13 protein-coding genes are annotated in these 15,712 nt (G+C 59.8%); 5 read left to right on the plus strand and 8 right to left on the minus strand.

All coding sequences use genetic code 11. The annotated features are described in order from the left end of the window. Positions 1-198: IS3 family transposase (locus JCM17207_RS07600; RefSeq protein ID WP_238317011.1), on the plus strand; the 198-nt coding region annotated here is incomplete at its 5' end. Positions 199-294: 96 nt separating this feature from the next. On the opposite strand, the gene cls is transcribed toward JCM17207_RS07600, so the two are convergent. The 3 genes from cls to JCM17207_RS07615 all read right to left on the minus strand — a co-directional run bounded on the left by cls (position 295) and on the right by JCM17207_RS07615 (position 5,266). After that, on the minus strand, positions 295-1,812 hold the full coding sequence (gene cls, locus JCM17207_RS07605; protein ID WP_238317012.1) for a cardiolipin synthase: 1,518 nt from the start codon (positions 1,810-1,812) through the stop codon (positions 295-297). A 161-nt stretch (positions 1,813-1,973) separates the two neighbouring features. Beyond that, on the minus strand, positions 1,974-3,788 hold the full coding sequence (gene uidA, locus JCM17207_RS07610; protein WP_238317013.1) for a beta-glucuronidase: 1,815 nt from the start codon (positions 3,786-3,788) through the stop codon (positions 1,974-1,976). A gap of 89 nt (positions 3,789-3,877) precedes the next feature. Next, positions 3,878-5,266 (minus strand): PTS transporter subunit EIIC, encoded by a 1,389-nt coding sequence (locus tag JCM17207_RS07615; protein ID WP_238317014.1) that lies wholly within the window; start codon positions 5,264-5,266, stop codon positions 3,878-3,880. Positions 5,267-5,447: 181 nt separating this feature from the next. On the opposite strand from JCM17207_RS07615, the gene JCM17207_RS07620 reads away from it, so the two are divergent. Next, positions 5,448-6,626, plus strand: coding sequence for a helix-turn-helix transcriptional regulator (locus JCM17207_RS07620; protein WP_238317015.1), 1,179 nt, complete (start codon positions 5,448-5,450; stop codon positions 6,624-6,626). 77 nt (positions 6,627-6,703) lie between these two features. Here the strand turns inward: JCM17207_RS07620 and JCM17207_RS07625 are convergent, their stop codons facing one another. From JCM17207_RS07625 to JCM17207_RS07640, 4 genes are all read right to left on the minus strand, one after another. Continuing rightward, entirely contained in the window at positions 6,704-8,575 is a 1,872-nt protein-coding gene (locus JCM17207_RS07625; protein ID WP_238317016.1) for a beta-glucoside-specific PTS transporter subunit IIABC, read from the minus strand. Between the two features lie 114 nt (positions 8,576-8,689). Then, positions 8,690-9,547 (minus strand): PRD domain-containing protein, encoded by an 858-nt coding sequence (locus tag JCM17207_RS07630; protein WP_238317017.1) that lies wholly within the window; start codon positions 9,545-9,547, stop codon positions 8,690-8,692. 291 nt (positions 9,548-9,838) lie between these two features. Beyond that, entirely contained in the window at positions 9,839-11,227 is a 1,389-nt protein-coding gene (locus tag JCM17207_RS07635) for an alanine/glycine:cation symporter family protein (protein ID WP_238317018.1), read from the minus strand. Between the two features lie 116 nt (positions 11,228-11,343). Next, positions 11,344-11,877 (minus strand): SLOG family protein, encoded by a 534-nt coding sequence (locus tag JCM17207_RS07640; RefSeq protein ID WP_238317019.1) that lies wholly within the window; start codon positions 11,875-11,877, stop codon positions 11,344-11,346. Between the two features lie 105 nt (positions 11,878-11,982). Between JCM17207_RS07640 and JCM17207_RS07645 the strand changes: the two genes are divergently transcribed. Beyond that, positions 11,983-12,186 (plus strand): YlcI/YnfO family protein, encoded by a 204-nt coding sequence (locus JCM17207_RS07645; RefSeq protein ID WP_238317020.1) that lies wholly within the window; start codon positions 11,983-11,985, stop codon positions 12,184-12,186. 129 nt (positions 12,187-12,315) lie between these two features. Here the strand turns inward: JCM17207_RS07645 and JCM17207_RS07650 are convergent, their stop codons facing one another. Next, positions 12,316-13,533, minus strand: coding sequence for a MalY/PatB family protein (locus tag JCM17207_RS07650; RefSeq protein ID WP_238317021.1), 1,218 nt, complete (start codon positions 13,531-13,533; stop codon positions 12,316-12,318). A gap of 260 nt (positions 13,534-13,793) precedes the next feature. On the opposite strand from JCM17207_RS07650, the gene JCM17207_RS07655 reads away from it, so the two are divergent. After that, complete coding sequence (locus JCM17207_RS07655; RefSeq protein WP_238317022.1) at positions 13,794-14,213, plus strand: acyl-CoA thioesterase; 420 nt, start codon at positions 13,794-13,796, stop codon at positions 14,211-14,213. 81 nt (positions 14,214-14,294) lie between these two features. Then, positions 14,295-15,668 carry an MATE family efflux transporter gene (locus tag JCM17207_RS07660; RefSeq protein ID WP_238317023.1) on the plus strand — a complete coding sequence of 458 codons (1,374 nt, stop codon included), beginning with the start codon at positions 14,295-14,297 and terminating at the stop codon, positions 15,666-15,668. Positions 15,669-15,712 lie beyond the last annotated feature (44 nt).

Here is a 15,712-nt window from a genome sequence, read left to right on the forward strand (position 1 = left end):
CGGGGAAACTGCTATGACAATGCTATGGCCGAGAATTTCTTTGGTATTCTGAAAACCGAATGCATTTACCGACAAAAGCTCAAAACGTTTCAGCAGGCCAACGACCTGATCGACGAATACATTCACTTCTATAACCACGAGCGGCTCCAGACAAAGACTGGCCTGGCTCCGCTCTCGCTTCGCCAGGCCAGTCTTTGATTCGTTTACTTCTACCCCTTGCAGGCCTCTTTTTTGTACTGTCCGCACAATATGGGGCGGTTCATTTTGGACACGTCCTTTTTCTTTATAGTGATATCAGCACAGGGGCGAGAAAATCCGCAGCACCCCATCCAACAGCCAGTGGAAGAACCCGGTGGAGACATTCTCCCCCAGCCGCATGGTCCGGCACTGGGCCTGGGTGGCCATGAAATCCTCTTTTACCTTTTGTACAATGGAAGCGTTGCAAAAGAGCGCATTGTTCTCGAAGTGGAGGAACAGGCTCCGGTAATCCAGATTTACGGTGCCCACGGTACAGACCCGGTCGTCAATCACCGTGCCTTTGGCGTGGACAAAGCCTGGGGTGTACTCGTAGATTTTCACCCCGGCTTTCAAAAGCACCGGGTAGAAGCTGTGGGACATCCGGAACACAATTTTCTTGTCCGGCATCCCCGGCATGATGATCCGCACATCCACCCCGCGGCGGGCCGCCCGGACAAAGGCTTCCAGCAAGGAATCCCCCAGCATCAGATAGGGGGAACAGAACCAGGCATACCGCTCTGCCTGGGACAACAGTTCAATGTAGAGTTCATTGCTGGCGGCGGTATTCCGCAGGGGCGAATCACCGTAAATCAACACCCAGCCGTCCGTCGGAACCGCCGCCGGCAGGGGCGGCAGCGGAGCCAGCAGCCCCGCCGGGATGGGTTCGGTGGAAAAAGCGTCCCAGAACTCGGCAAACAGACGGACGTACCCTTCCACCGCCGGGCCCTCCACCCGCAGACCGAAGTCCTTCCAGATGCCATGCTTTTCCACTCGGTTGATGTACTCGTCCGCCAGGTTGATCCCGCCGCTGAAGGCCACACGCCCGTCGATGATGGTCATTTTGCGATGATCCCGGAAATTGAGGGTCCCTTTCACAAAGACCAGAGGGTTAAACGGCATCATCCGGACGCCCTTTTGCTGGAGGGCCCAGGCCTCTTTCACCGAGTAGGTGTTGATGCTGCCCAGGTCGTCGTACATCACCCGTACATCCACCCCCTGGGCCGCTTTACGGCAAAGGATTTCCGACACCGAATCCCAGAATACGCCCCGCTCGATGATAAAGTATTCCATAAAGATAAACCGCTCCGCCTTTTCCAGGGCAGCCAGCAGATCGGGGAAGAGATCGTCCCCCAGGGGGTAGAACTCCGCCCCCAGGTTGGGGCAGAGCGCAGCGCCGGTAATCCCCTCAATATAATTCAGGGTCTGGCCCAAACGGAGCCCCGCTTCGGGAGGCAGCGGACATTCCGGGGCGGGCGGCAGGGTCTGGGCCAGCTGAGCCCGGGCTTTTTCCAGTTTGACCCGGAGGGATTTGGTGGTCCGCTTGCTGCCGAACATGAGATAGAGCACCGCCCCCGGCACCGGGAAGGGCAGAATCACCAGCAGCCAGAGGATCTTATAGGTGTCCTCCCCCTGTTTGGTGATCAGGTAGAGGACAAAGAGCACCGCCAGCACAGACAGCCCCAGGTTGATCAGGGCTGCCCAGGGGGCCAGCCATTTAAACAGCACCGTCAGCCAGAGGATCTGGAGCAGTACCGCCGGGATGGCCGCCAGAATCCGCATCAGAATTTTTCGCATTGTTTCCGCCTCCTTCGGTGTAGGGGCAGGGGCGCCCCGCTGCTGTAATAATACCATGCCCGCCGCCCCCCGGCAAGGCAAAACCCCTCCCCCGCCCCGGCAAATCAAAAAGAGCCCCGCCGAAGCGGGGCTCTCGCTGTTTGTTTTTTCTGGCGGACGGGTTATTTCTCCTCCCCGGCCAGAGGCAGAGCCTCCCACCGGCGCTTGAAGGTGAAGGCCACATCCTTGGGCTGGCGCTGACGGGTGAAGATTCCCTTCTTGTTGCCGTTGACCCGCATGATCCCCTCGCTGGTCTGGAAGTCAGCGAAGTTCCACACCAGCTCTCCCTGGACGAAGTCATAGCTGTCAAAGACCTCGAAATTCATGGCCATATACTCGTCCTGATATTCCTGGCTCCACATGACGCTGGGCAGTTTGTGCTCGGTGGGCAGGGTATCGGTGCCGAACTCGGTAAAGACAAAGGGCACGTTCAGATTCTTTGCGGCCCACTGGTCCATCTCGGCCCGGAACTTGGCCTCGGCCTCCTCCAGCTCGGCGCCGCTGATGTACCAGCCATAATAGCGGTTCAGGCAGATGAAGTCGCACAGCTGGTAGCAGCGGCACTTATTGGGGGCGCTGTTCTTTTCCAGGGCGCCGGTCATGGGGCGGTGCTGGGGATCCAGGGCCCGGGCCGCCTCAAACACGGCGGTGAAATACTTCTGGGCGTACTCGCTGGTGGTCTCCGGCTCGTTGAACAGGCTCCAGGCAAAGACGCTGGGGTGGTTCTTATCCCGGGCAATCATCTCCTCCACCTGGGCGATGTGGTTGGCCAGCAGGGCGGGAACGGTGGGCGTCTCGAAGAAATAGGTGTATTTGCCCATGCCTGCATCGGCAAAGTTGTGGGTGGAACGCATCATACCCACGGCGGGCACCTCGTCGATGATGAGGAACCCCTCCTCGTCCGCCATCTGGTACCACTCCTCGGCGTAGGGGTAGTGGCTGGTGCGGAAACAATTGGCCCCGGTCCACTTCATGCACTCGAAGTCCCGCTTGGCCACCGCCCAGCTGAAGCCCCGGCCCAGAACGTCGAAGTCCTCGTGCTTGCCGAAGCCTCGCAGATAGACCGGCGCGCCGTTGATGAGGATTTTGGTCCCCCGGACCTCCACGGTGCGGATGCCCACCCGGGCGGTATACTCGTCGGCGGGGATTTCTCCATCGCCCAGGGTGATGGCCAGGGTGTAAAGATAGGCGTTCCGCACCTGCCACAGGCGGGCATCTGCCACCCGCAGGGTCCCCTCGGCCCCCTCGGCAGCGGCTACCTCCCGGCCCTCGGCATCCAGCAGACGGACCCGCACCGGCAGATCTCCGCCCCGCCGGACGGTGTAGTGTACCAGAGCGTCGGCCCCCTCCAGGGTGTAGTCCACGCTGTAATCCTCAATGGCCTGGGCCGGGCAGTTCACCAGCCAGACGCTCCGCTGGATGCCCGAATAATTGTAAAAATCGAAATAGGGTTTCGCCAGCTTGGTCCCATTGGGCAGAGTCTTGACGGCGCCGCAGGGCAGGCTGCTCTCGCTCAGCTCGTTGTTGGCCTGGACGCTCACCCGGTTCACCCCGCCCCGGACCGCCGCCCCGGTCAGATCGGCCACCACCGGCAGGAACCCGCCCTCGTGGCGGGTAATCTCCACCCCGTTGCAGTAGACCACCGCCCGGTGGGTGATGCTGCCGAACCGCAGCAGCACCCGGCCCTGCCAGTCCGCCGGGACAAAAAACTCGGTCTCATACCAGAAGTCGCCGCAGTAGTCCCGCTCGGCCCGGGTGGTGAAGAAATCCGAAAAGCTGGCGGGCACCGGCATGGAAATGGGATCGGGCAGGCCCTTCTGCCAGCCCTGGGCCGCGCCGCAGCCGGTGGGGTCAAACTGGAACTTCCACAGACCGTCCAGGGTGCGGGCGGTGCGGCAGCGGTTGTTGACAGGGTACAAAAGCGAATGGTTCAGCATGGGGCAGCCTCCTTGTTGAAATACCGGGTGATTTTTCGGATACAAAGACCCTGCGGGCACCCCAGGCGCCCGCAGGGCAGAAAGTCGGATTACTGTTTTTCTGCTTCCAGCATCTTATCGCTGAAGCCGAACATCCAGGTCAGCACAAAGGAGCCGACGAAGGAGATCACGATGGCCACAATGCCCCAGCTGCCGTAGACAGCCCAGATGGCGGGCATGGTCAGCAGGTTGACCGAGATCTGGGTGTCACGGACCACATGGAACATGGCGCAGAGGGCGCCGCCGATGCCGTTGACCAGGCAGACAATCACCATGGGCTTTTTGAAGCGCACCAGCACGCCGTAGACTGCCGGCTCGGTGACGCCACCGATCAGGGCCGAGATCACAGAGGGGCCCGCGGTCTCTTTCAGATCCCTGTTGCGGGTCTTGAGGAAGACTGCCAGCGCAGCCGCCGCGATGCCGAAGTTGCAGCCCACGGTCAGGGGCAGAATGTTGTCGTAGCCCAGAGTCATCATGTTGTTGATGGCCACGGGGATAAAGGCCCAGTGGACGCCGAAGATGATCATCACCGGCCAGAGCGCCGCCATCAGGAAACCGGCCACCGGCGGGCAGACCTCCAACAGGAAGGTGATCACAGTGGCGATGATGTTGCCGACAAAGTTGGTCACAGGGCCGATGACGATAAAGCCCAGAGGCACCAGGATCAGAACGGTGAACAGGGGCACCAGCATGCCGCTGACCAGCTTGGGGATGTACTTATACAGCAGCTTTTCCAGCTGGCCCTGAACAAAGCAGATGGCGATGATGGGCAGAACGGAGGAGGTGTAGTTGATCATCTGGACCGGGATGCCCAGGAAGGCAACCCCCTCGGCGCCGTTCAGAGCCACGATGTTGGGGTAGACCAGCGCGCTGGCAATGGCCATCGAGACAAAGGGTTTTGCCCCAAAGGTCTTGCCGGCGGTATAGGACAGGAAGACCGGCAGGAAGTAGAACACGCCGTCGCCCGCCGCGTAGAGAATGGTATAGGTAGTCGCCTCTTTGTCCAGCCAGCCCAGGGTGGTGAAGAGCACCAAAAAGCCCTTGATCAGACCGGCGGCGGTGAAAGCGCCCATGAAGGGCATGAAAATGCCGGACACAACGCTGACGAAACCATCCCCGAGGATGGATTTCTTTTTGCCGGGGGCCGCCTTTGCCCCGGACGAGGCCGCTTCTTCCCCGGCGGCCTTGATCTTGGTGTTGGCCAGGACAGCGTCGTAGACCTCCCCCACGTCGTTGCCGATGACCACCTGGTACTGGCCGCCGGCCTGGATCACCTTGATGACCCCTTTGGTGCCGCTGAGGGCGGCGGTGTCGGCCTTGGATTCATCTTTCAGCACAAAGCGCAGCCGGGTGACGCAATGGGTCAGCGAGACGACATTTTCCTCGCCGCCCACCCGGGCCACGATATCCAGCGCCAATTTTTTAAAATCTTTTGCCACGGTTCTTCCTCCTGTTTCTCTCAGTTTGACGCCCCGGGGGCCCGGGCCCGTTTCGGCCCCCGGTTCTTACAAGAAGAGGATACCATTTCCCCCAAAAAAGTGATAGAATAAAACCACGCAAAATAGAAAATCCGGCGAGATCCCGCCAGTACAAAACCACGCAAAACAGGAGGAATCCACTGTGAATTTGGAGGAAGGCTGCGCTCTGGCGCAGGAAATCACCCGGGTGCCCATCACCCGGCTGGAAACCGCCCCCCAGCGGGCCGATTTTTGCAGCGCCCATCAGTTCCACCCGGCCCAGGATTATCTGCTGCCCCAAGCCCTGGAGCTGCTATTGGCCGAGCTGGCCCCCGGCGAGATTCTCAGCACCCTGGACCTGTTCCGGGTGCGGTTTTTGTTCTGCAAAATTCAGGATGTGCCCCTGGCGGTGGGGCCCTTCTGCACCGAGTTTTTCTCCCAGAACGACTGCGAGATCCTGCTGCGGCGGGCGGGGCTGCCGGGCGTCCCGCCCCGGGAGCTGACGGCTTACCGGGGGCAGATTGTGGTCTGCTCCGAGGGCACTCCCCTCCACACCGCCCGCAGCCTGGCCCGGGCGGTAGGGGGCCCGCCTTTGAGCGAGCTGCGGTCCCGCCAATGGGAGACACCCCCTGCCCAGCCCCGCGACCTCGAAACCCGCACCCTCTCCGGGGATCTGGTGCAGCGACGCTACCAGATCGAACAGGCCCTGATGGATGCCATCCAGGAGGGGGACGCTCCCCGGGCGGTGGAGCGCTGGCAGGAGCTGCACCATTCGGTGGCCTTTATAAAGCAGCTGGGCCAAACCATGGAAACCGCCCGGATTGCGGCGGCCATCACCCGGACGGCCATCCGGCTGGCGGCGGCCCAGGCCGGGCTGGACCCCCTGACCAACGACCAGATCTCGGGCCAAAGCTCCGCCCTGGTGCGGGCGGCCCGGACGGTGGAGGAGATCGACCGGGAGCACGAGCGGCTGATCCGGGAATACTGCCGGGCCATCCGCATCAAACGGGACAGCGGCTATTCCAGCCTGGTGCTCAGCGCCATCTACCAGCTGGAGCGCCACTGCGCCCAGCCCATCACGGTGGCGGGGCTGGCCCGGGAGCTGGAGGTCAGCCCCGGTTACCTGACCGCCCAGTTCAAAAAGGAAGTTGGGGTCCCTCCCCTTTCCTACCTCAACCGGGTGCGGATGCGTCAGGCGGCCCGCCAGCTGGCCCGCACCAACGCCCCGGTCCAGGAGGTGGCTGCCTCGGTGGGCATCCTGGATGCCAATTATTTCGTCAAGCGGTTCAAAGCCGCTTTTGGTTACACCCCCACTGAGTTCCGCCGCCGCTACGGCATCTGACGCAAAACAAAAAGAGCCCCGCCGAAGCGGGGCTCTCGCTGTATTTTGCTGTATTTTCCCAAACAGGATGCGAAGGATTAGACAATGGTCATCAGGCAGCTGCCGTGTTCCACGGTCTCGCCGGACTTCATCATCCCGACGGCACGGATGTACTCGTCGATGTTGGTCACCACCACGGGGGTGACGGGGTTATAGCCCTTGGCCTTGATGGCGTCCAGATCGAACTCCACCAGCAGATCGCCGGCCTTGACCTCGGCGCCGTTGGCCACGCAGGCGGTGTAGTGCTCGCCCTTGAGCTGGACGGTCTCCAGGCCGATGTGGATCAGAAGCTCCACGCCCTGGGTGGTGCGGAACATGATGCCGTGCTTGGAGTCCGAGATGGAGACGACGGTGCCGTCGGCGGGGGCATAGACCTTGCCCTCGGTGGGGATGACGGCCATGCCGTCGCCCAGGACCTTCTCAGAGAAGGCGGCGTCGGGGACCTCGGTGATCTCCTGGACGGTGCCGGTGACAGGGCTCATGATCTGGATCTTCTCCACCAGGGGCTTCTTCTCCTCGGCGGGGGCAGCGGGAGCCTCCTCGGTTTCCTCGGGCTCATCCTCAAAGCCGAAGATGCAGGTCAGCACAAAGGAGCCTACCAGGGAAACAGCGATCATGATCAGGCCGTAGAGCAGGTTGGTCATGCCCTTCTCGCCGATGAAGGCGGGGATGGCCAGCAGGCTGTTCTGGGCGATGTAGAGGGAGACCTGGAGCAGGCCGCCCACGATGCCGCCGATACCGGCAGCGATGGCAGCAGCCACCACGGGCCGCTTGAGCTTCAGGGTAACGCCGTACAGAGCGGGCTCGGTGATGCCCATCAGAGCGGAGACAGCAGAGGCGCTGGCCAGCTGCTTCATGTTCTGGTTCTTAGAGCGGAAGGCAACCGCCAGGGCAGCGCCGCCCTGGGCCACGTTGGAGCAGACCTGAGAGACAAAGATCAGGGCGTCGGAGCCGCCGGTGGCGATGGCGTTCAGACCCACGGGGGTCAGAGCGTGGTGCATACCGGTCATGACGATGAAGGGGAAGGCAGCGGACAGGATGCCCACGATGATGAAGCCCAGCTTGGCGGAGAGGAACTCGATGGCAACTGCCAGGCCGTCGCCGATGATGCCGCCCAGGGGACCCACCACGATGATGGCGATGGGAGCAGCGATCAGCATGCTCAGGGTCGGGTGGAGGATCAGCTTGACGATCCGCGGGGTGATGCGGTCCACAAACTTAACGATGTAGGACAGGATCCAGACCATCAGGATGACGGGGATGACCGAGTAGCAGTAGGTCATGGGGGTCACCGGGATGGAGAAGAAGTCGATGGGCTCGCCCGACTCCATCATGGCGGTGAAGTTGGGGTGCTGGAAGACGCCCGCAATAATCAGGGCCAGAGACTGGTTGACGTTAAAGACCTTGGCAGCGTTGGCCGCGATCAGGAAGGGCATGAAGTAGAAGGCTGCATCGCCGATGAAGGAGATGACCTGGTAGGTGCTGGAAGTATCGCTGACCAGCTTGAAGGTGGTCAGCAGGGTCAGCACCACCTTGATCATACCGGCGGCAGTCAGAGCCGGGATCATGGGGGTCATGCAGCCGGTGATGGAGTCCACAATGGCGGAGCCCAGGCTCTTCTTCTCCCGGGGTGCATTGGCGGCGCCGCCCTCGTCGGTGGGCAGGCCCTTCTTGGCCAGAGCGTCATACAGCTCGTTGACCTCGTTGCCGGCGATCACCTGGAACTGATCCTGGTACCAGTTGACACCAGAGATCTCGGGCAGTTTTTTGATGTCTGCCTCGTTGACCAGCTTGCGGTTCTTGACGTAAAAGCGCAGCCGGGTCATGCAATGGAACATCCGGGTCACATTGCTCTTACCGCCCAGCGCAATCATCAGCTTTTCAGCCGACTGGGTGTAATCCTTTTTCATGGGATACTTCCTCCTCGAAAATTTAAACAGAGATACTCTATGCAAAGGGGCGCCGGGTCTGTCGGCCGTACAGGCCCAGCTGCGCCCCAGGGCAACAACAAAAATTTTTTCGGCTTACGCCTGGCTGTCCTTCCGGCGGGCGTGCTCGGCGTTGGTCTGGATGTGGATGGTCAGGTACATCATCTCTTCCTTGCTCATCTGGTAGCCGTACCGCTCCTCCATCATCAGGAAAATCAGCTTAACGCAGCCATAGGCCTGGCGGTACTGCTGGCTCACCAGCTGGAACAGCCCGTCGTCCTCGTTGGCTTGGAGCTCCTTGTGGAGATAGCGCTGGGCAAAGTATTTCAGATGGGTCAAAAACCGCTGGTAATACAGGCTGTTCTCGTCGAACCAGAGGTCCGAGTAGTAGTCCCGCACCGTCTTGACGATGTCGCTGACGATGGCTGCAATCTTGTAGCTGTCGCCGCCGCCCTGGTTTTCCTCGGCGTTGACGAAGTGGAGGGCGATAAAGCCCGCTTCGTCCGGGGGCAGCTGCACCCCGAACGCCTTGGCCACCTCGGCCAGCATCTGCTCGCCCCAGGTATATTCCTTTTTGTACAGCCGCTGGATATCCAGCAGCAGCACATTCTGGAGGGAGATGCCCTCCCGGTACCGCTTGAGAGTGCCCTGGAGGTGATCGCTCAGCGACAGATAGATGCTGCTGTTGAAGCTGACCCCCTCCCGGGCCTTGACCTCATCCACAAAATCCTGGACGAAGTTGAGATATTCGGCGGGAATGGAAAGCAGAAACTCCTGGATCTGCTGGAGATTCTGGCTGGCCTGGGGGTAAAAAATCTGTCCGATCCGGCTTTCGTCCACCGTATCGCCCCGATTGGCATGGAATCCAATGCCCAGTCCCTTGACGATGACCTCCCGCCCGGCATCGTCCTTGGCAAAAACCAGGTTATTATTCAGTATTTTGACTACCTTCACTTCCGGTCCTCCCCACGCGGGAGGGGAACTATGCCGCAACTCCCCTCCGGTGCGCTCCATTCTAAAAGGCAACAAAAAAAGACAAAACCTATAGCGACAGCAATCCCGTTGCTGTAACTAAAGGTCTTGCCTGAACGATACATAGGTATTCCAGTAACAAGCCAGCTGAATTTTCCGTTCTAGATTATACCGGCTTTCGTCATTTTTGTCTATACATCGTTCTGCAAAAAAAAGATCTCTCGATTTTGTGGGATTTCCACAAGAGGGACCAAATTTAAGAGGGACCAAATTTCAGTTCTTTTTCCCCTGCTGCTCGTAATCCTTGAGGCTGGCCAGGGCCTGGGGCGCCAGGGGGAAGAGGGCGATCATGTTAAAGACCGTCATCAGGCCTACGCCGATATCCCCCAGATCCCAGACGAACTGATAGGCCGCCAGGCCGCCGATGAAGAGCATCACCAGGGCCAGGATCTTATACAGGGTCTGGGAGAGCCAGTTGTCCCCGAAGAGATAGGCCACGTTGGACCGGGCGTAGAACAGAATCCCCAAAAAGGTGGAGAAGCTGAACAGCCAAAGGATCACCGCGATGAACACCACGCCGAACTGACCCATGTGGTAGCCCATGGCCGCCTGGAGCAGGTCCATCCCCTCCAGGCCATTGGTGAGGGATTCGGGGGTTAGGAGCATAATCATGGCCGAGCAGCTGCAAATCACCAGGGTGTCGATAAAGACGCCCAGTGCCTGGAGCAGGCCCGCCTTGGCGGGGTGGCTGACGTCGGCGGCGGCTGCCGCGCAGGGAGCCGAACCGGACCCCGCCTCGTTGGAGAAGAGGCCCCGCTTGGCGCCGTTCATGATGACGGCGCCGATGCCGCCGGCCACCGCCTGGCGCAGGCCGAAGGCCTCGGCGAAAATCCGGCTGAACACGCCCGGCAGCAGAGGGGCATTTTTCAGAATGATAAACAGGGTGATGAAGAAATAGCAGGCTGCCATCACCGGGACCAAACGGTCCAGCACCTTAACGGTGGCGTTTTTCCGCAGGACGATCACCGCCACAATGGCCACCAGGATCACGGTGGACCAGATGGGCGGGATGCCGAAGGCGTTCTCGAAAGCCGAGGAGATGGAGTTGCTGGTCACCTGGCTGATGCCGCACCAGCAGATCAGGCCCGACAGGGCGAAGAGGACCGCAATCACCGAGCGCTTTTTGCCGCTGCCCTCTCGGCAGAACAGATGGTGGAGATAATAGGCCGGGCCGCCCCGGTAGCCGCCGTAGAGAGGGTCTTTTTCCTTATACAGCTGGGCCAGGGTGGCCTCCACAAAGGCGGTGGAGGAGCCGATCAGAGCCATGAGCCACATCCAGAATACCGCGCCCGCGCCGCCGGCGGAGATGGCCGCCACCACGCCCACCAGGTTGCCCATGCCCACCCGGCAGGCAGTGGAGACGATCAGGGCCTGAACCCCCGAGATGCCGCTCCGCTCTCCCCCGCCGTTTTTCTCGAGGGTCAGGCGAACCATCTCGGGGAAAAGCCGAAAAGGCAGAAACCGGGTGCGCACCGTGAAGTAGACCCCGGCGGGCACCAGCAGCATCACCAGCAGCGAAAGCCCCAGGGTGCTGCCCCCCGGCAGGGGGATCTGAACCAGATCTCCCCAGAGCAAATTGTAAACCGCTTTCAAAAGCGCCATGATGTTGTTCCCTCACAATTCTTTAGTCTCCTGAACAGGGTACCATCCAGCGGGCATTCTGTCAACGGAATTTTGCTCCTTGATCCGAAAAATTGTTCCCCGTGGAACATTTTCAATCAAATTAGGCTTCGGCTGATCCGAAGTTTCTCCGAGTCCTCTTTCGGCTCTTTCAACTCTTTTCCTATATTCCACACTTTCAGCCCCTGTTTTTCTGCATAGCGGAGTGTATATGCGGTACCTCCTGTGGATCGTGTACAATATCCAATACAATACGCCGACTCGTCCACAAGATGTCTGTCCCGAATTAAAAATGCCGCACGGGATGGCCGGTCACAGTAATAAACAATCTTATCAACCTGTCTTTCAATTTTTGCCGCACGTTCTTGTTGACCCGGCAACCAATATTTCTGATAGCCTTTAAACGGCAACACCAAAATAATTTTAACTTGAGGATTTAAAGTTTTTACTTGTAACATTCCCTCCGCTGCCAGCATATCAAAACCAATTGCTCCGCCTACTCCAAAATATTTTACTCCTTGCTCTAAAAGCTGTTGTACCCGAATGTATGTTTTCTGCCAGATTTCTCCTTCTTTTTCTATGGGAAGTTCACGATGCCCCGTAAAACAACAAGTTAAAGCCCGTTTTTCCATAGATATCCTCCCTTTCGCCGCTTGTAACACAAATATGTAGTATATAAATAATACAACACAGTGACCCATAATAACTACAAGAATTTTAAAGGGAGGGATGGTATCGTGCAGGAAGATAAATTTATTGTTCCCCGCCGCAAACCGGCGGTAGGCAAATCCACGGTGGTATCGGTGCGCCTGCCCAATACCACCCTGGCCCGGCTTGAACAGATCGCTGGGCAGACCGGCCGCACCCGGAACGAGCTGGTGCAGATGTGCATCGACTATGCGCTGGCCCGGCTAGAAATTCCCGGCGAACCAGAAGAATAAAACGAAAAGCAGCTGTGCTCCCATCATTCAGAGCACAGCTGCTTTTTAAACTCTCACAAAACCGCAGGATGCGGTTTTGGATTGAAACGCTTTTTGCGCCGCTTTTTCTCGAAAAAGCGGCATCCCCTCTCAGGCATTAAACACATACTGGTCCAGCCGGCGGAAGGCCTCCTCCACCCGGGTCAGGGGCAGGGCCAGGTTCATCCGGATGGCGCAGGGACCGCCGAATATCCGGCCATCCTGCCAGGCGACGCCCACGTCCCAGCCGGCTTTCTGCACTTCGTCAATGGTCTTGCCGTGGGCCGCGCACCAGTCGGTGCAGTCCAGGAACAGCATGTATGTACCCTCCGGCCGGCTGACCTTTACCCCGGGGAAATGATCCCGGATATAGTCGCAGGCAAAACGGACGTTGCCGCTGAGCACCTGGCAGAGCTCGTCCACCCACTCGGCGCCCTCGGGGCTGTACCCGCCGATCAGGGCGTGCATGGAGAGGACGTTCATGTTGTTGTAGTGGCTCTTGGAGCCCAGGGCGCGGGCCCGATCCCGCAGGGTGGGATTATAAATAATATGATAGCTGCCCACCAGGCCCGCCAGGTTGAAGGTCTTGCTGGGGGCGTAGAGGGCAATGGTCCGGTTCCGGGCGTCCTCGCTCACCAGCTGAGTGGGGGTGTGCTTGTGGCCGTCCAACAGGATATCCGACCAAATCTCGTCCGACACCACCAGACAGTCGTTGGCCTTGTAGACCTCCATGGCCTTCTCGATCTCCCACTTTTCCCAGACCCGGCCGCAGGGGTTGTGGGGGGAACAGAAGATGGCCGCGTGGATCTTATACTGTTTCAGTTTTGCGTCCATGTCGGCGTAGTCCATCCGCCAGACGCCATTCTCATCCTGCACCAGGGGGGAATGGACGATCCGATACCCGGCATTTTTCAGAGATTTGGTGAAGCCGATGTAGGTGGGGCTGTGGACCAGCACCCCATCCCCCGGGGCTGCCGCACAGGCCAGGGCCGACAGCACCCCGCCCAGCACACCGTTCTCGTAGCCGATGCACTCGGGGGTCAACAGGGCCGGGTCGGCGCCGTTCCGCGTCTGATGCCAGCGGATGATGGCGTTGAAATAGGCCTCGGTGGGCTCAAAGTAGCCATAGGCCGGGTGCTGGGCCCGGGCGACGATGGCCGCCGGGATGGAGGGCACCGTGGGGAAATTCATATCCGCCACCCACATGGGGATGGGGTCAAACCCCTCTTTTGGGGCCCCGGGAGCAAACCCGCCCGGTTTGCCCAGGCTGTCCACCGCGATGGCGTCCTTGCCCCGGCGGTCCATGATGGAAGTGAAATCGTATTTCATGCTCTACCCTCTCCTTTTTCTAGCTCATCTGCCCTTTCGGGCGTTTTTTCTTTATTATAACGCGAAAGCCCCGGCCAGAGATAGAAAAAATCCAGGATTTTTTCATTCACAACGACGGTGGCCGCCATAGGCGGCACTTCAGCGCGGCACGCACTCGACAAAACGCTTTCGCTGTGAGAGAATAGAGCCGCCGGGCCAGCCCCGGCCCCATCTGACAGAAATTTTAAAGGTTTTATTTGATTGAAAAAGGAGGAATTCTCTTGCAGCCCTACTGCCATCACGTCCAATACTACGAAACCGACCGAATGGGCATCACCCACCACTCCAACTACATTCGCTGGATGGAGGAAGCCCGAATCGACTTTCTGGCCCAGATCGGCTGGAGCTACGCCCGGCTGGAGGAGCTGGGCATCCTCTCCCCGGTGACCGCGTTGGACTGCCGCTACAAAGCCAGCACCACCTTTGACGATCAGGTGCTGGTGGAGGTGTTCGTCCGGGAGGTGAAAAATGCCCGGCTGATCATCGGCTACCGGATGACCCGGGCCTGTGACGGGGCCGAGGTCTGCACCGGCCAGAGCGAGCACTGCTTTGTCAGCCGGGAGGGCAAAATCCTGCGTCTGCGGCGGGATTATCCTGCCTTTTTCGAGGCGCTGGAGGCTTTGGCTCAGGCGGCAGAATAAACCGATTGACGCGGCGATGCGGATGCGTTATACTGTCCGCGGAACAAACACACAACAAGAAAAAAGGAGCGTCGAATCATCATGTCATCCGCTGCCCCCAGCCTGACCGAGGGTCGCCTCAGCCGTCAAATTTTAGTCTTTAGCCTGCCGCTGGTCCTGTCCAACCTGTTGCAGGTCCTTTTTAATATGTCGGACATCGCTGTGGTGGGCCGGTTCGCCGGTTCCGCGGCTCTGGGCTCGGTGGGCTCCACCACCATCTTCGTCACCCTGTTCACCGGTTTCCTGATCGGTCTGGGCGGCGGCATCAACGTCCTGGTGGCCCGGTACTACGGCGCACAGCACCCCGGAGACGTATCCGAGACCGTCCACTCCGCCGCCCTCATCAGCCTGGCGGCGGGCGCCCTTTTGCTGGTGATCGGCCTGGTGGCCTCCCCCGCCCTGCTCCAGCTGCTGGGCACCAAGCCCGACCTGATCGACGGCGCAGTGCTCTATCTGCGGATCTATTTCCTGGGCATGCCCGCCATGGCCCTGTATAACTTCGGCAACGCAGTGTTCAGCGCCGTGGGCGACACCCGCCGCCCCCTCTATTACCTCTCCGCCGCCGGTGTCCTGAACATCATCCTGAACCTGGTCTTCGTCATCGTCTTTCATCTGGATGTGGCAGGCGTGGCCCTGGCCAGCATCATCTCCCAGTACCTCTCTGCGGGTCTGATCCTCCGGGCCCTGATGCGCAGCACCGACTGCTATGCTCTCCGCCGGTCTGAGCTCAAGCTGGACCCCGCCAAGACCCGCACCATCCTGGCCCTGGGCATCCCCGCCGGGTGTCAGAACGCCATCTTTGCCCTGGCCAACCTCTTCATCCAGGCCAGCATCAACTCCTTCGACACCATCGTCGTCCGGGGCAACTCTGCCGCGGCCAACTCCGACGCCCTGGTCTACGACGTGATGGCCGCCTTCTACACCGCTTGTTCCAGCTTTATGAGCCAGAACTACGGCGCCGGCAAGCCCGACCGGGTCAAAAAGAGCTATTTTATCTCCCTGGCCTATTCCTTCGGGGTGGGCCTGGTGCTGGGGCTGAGCCTGGTGGTATTTGGCCGGAGTTTCCTGGCCCTCTTCACCACCGAGGCCCCGGTGGTGGAAGCCGGCATGCAGCGGCTGATGATTATGGGCCTGTCCTACCCCATCTCGGCCTTTATGGACTGCACCATCGCGGCCTCCCGGGGCCTGGGCCGGACGGTGGCCCCCACCGTCATCGTGATTCTGGGCTCCTGCGTCTTCCGCATCGCCTGGATCTATACCGTCTTCGCCTACTTCCACACCATTGAATCCCTCTATCTGCTCTTTGTCTGCTCCTGGACCATCACGGCCATCGCCGAGATCATCTACTTTGTCCGCTGCTATAAGGAGCAGATGGCAATTTTCAAACATCAGCCCGCTGTGATTCCGTCCCATTGACAGGGGGATATCCTACCGATATAATAGAGTTAGTCCATAATTAA

This window comes from Faecalibacterium gallinarum, assembly GCF_022180365.1.
GTDB classification, from domain to species: domain Bacteria; phylum Bacillota; class Clostridia; order Oscillospirales; family Ruminococcaceae; genus Faecalibacterium; species Faecalibacterium gallinarum.